Raw genomic sequence first — 1,620 nt, 5'->3', positions numbered from 1 at the left:
GAGACCGGACGCATCGCCGGGACCGAGGAACTGGCCGACCCGGGCTACTGGGCCGGGCACATCCGCCGCACCGTCCGCTTCGCCGATGCCGTCCGCTGCCTGCACGACGAAGGAGTCAGCACCTTCCTGGAACTCGCCGGCCACCAGACCATCACCCAGCAGATCGAGGAAACCCTGGACGGCCTGAACGAGGTGGCCCCCGACAGGGTGGTGGCCGGCGTGACGGCGGATCCCAAGGAACTGCCGGCCGCGCTCGCCCGGGCCCACGTCAACGGCATGGACATCGACTGGCCCGCGTGGTTCACCCGGACTCCGGCCGCTGCCGTCGACCTGCCCACCTACCCCTTCGACCACCAGCACTACTGGCTGGCCCCCCATGCCCTGGCCGGCGACGCACGTCGATTCGGTCTGACCGACACCGCCGACCACCCGCTGCTGGGAGCCTTGGTCACCCCGGCCGAGGGGGAGGGGCTGCTGCTCAGCGGTCTGCTGTCGTTGCGCACGCACCCCTGGCTGGCGGACCACGCCATCGCAGGCTCGACCCTGCTGCCCGGAACGGCCTTCCTCGAACTCGCTCTCCAGGCCGCACGGGCCGCCGACTGCGACGAGGTCACCGAACTCACCCTGGAGCAACCTCTCGTCCTGCCCGCGCGGGGAGAGGTCCAGATCCAGGTGGTGGTGCAGGGAGCCGACGAGCAGGGCCGCCGTGCCCTGGCCATCCACTCCCGCACTGTTGAACCGGGCGGTGAGCACGACCGCCCGTGGACGTGTCATGCGACGGGCACGATCGCCACGGAGGCACCTCGTCCGCCACAGGCCTCCGCGTGGCTGCCCGCCGACGCCGTACCCCTCGACCTGAATGACGCGTACACCCGTCTCGCCGACGACGGCTATGCGTACGGCCCCGCCTTCCGGGGCCTGCGGGCCGCCTGGTCCTCGGGCGCCGACCTCTACGCCGAGGTGGAGATCGCCGAGTCACAGCGCGCCGAGGCCGCTCGCTGCGGCCTGCACCCGGCGCTTCTTGACGCCGTGTTCCATGCCTTGGCCGTGGACGGACTCGCAGATGGCGGCCGCACCCAGGTGCCGTTCTCCTTCACCGGCGTGCGGCTCCACGCGCACGGCGCGACCGTGCTGCGGGCTCGGCTGCGGCGGACGGACGGCGGTGTCGCAATCACTCTCACGGACCCGACCGGCGAGGTCGTCGCGGACATCGGCTCGCTGGCGATGCGAGCGTTCGACGCGCCGGGTGTCGTCGCCATGGCAGGACGGTATCTGCACGTGGTGCGGTGGATTCCCCTGCCGACGGAAGCCGCCGCCGACGAGGCCTCTCCGGATGCCGCGGTGGTGCGCGTGCCTGCTGCCGGCGACGCGGTGTCGCAGGTGCTGGCAGGTGCGTTGAATGAGCTGCGCGATCGCCTAAGTGGTGATGGGCGTGTCGTGGTGGTGACGGTTTCCGGTGATGTGGCGGGGGCTGTGGTGGGTGGTCTGGTGCGTTCGGTGCAGGCGGAGTTTCCGGGACGGGTCCTGCTGGTGGAGGCGGATGGCGATTGCGGGCAGGAGGTGTTGGCGGCTGCGCTTGCCAGTGGTGAGTCTTGTGTGCGGGTGCGGGATGGTGGGTTG

At 71.2% G+C, this 1,620-nt stretch carries 1 protein-coding gene; it reads left to right on the top strand.

What is annotated here, in order from left to right; genetic code table 11:
• A partial coding sequence (locus ACWDNY_RS31385) for a polyketide synthase dehydratase domain-containing protein (RefSeq protein ID WP_451649202.1) occupies positions 1-1,620 on the top strand: 1,620 nt, incomplete at both ends.

This window comes from Streptomyces sp. NPDC003697 (assembly GCF_053587115.1).
The sequence above is the reverse complement of the archived record's forward strand: the minus strand, read 5'-3'. Positions and strand labels throughout refer to the sequence as shown.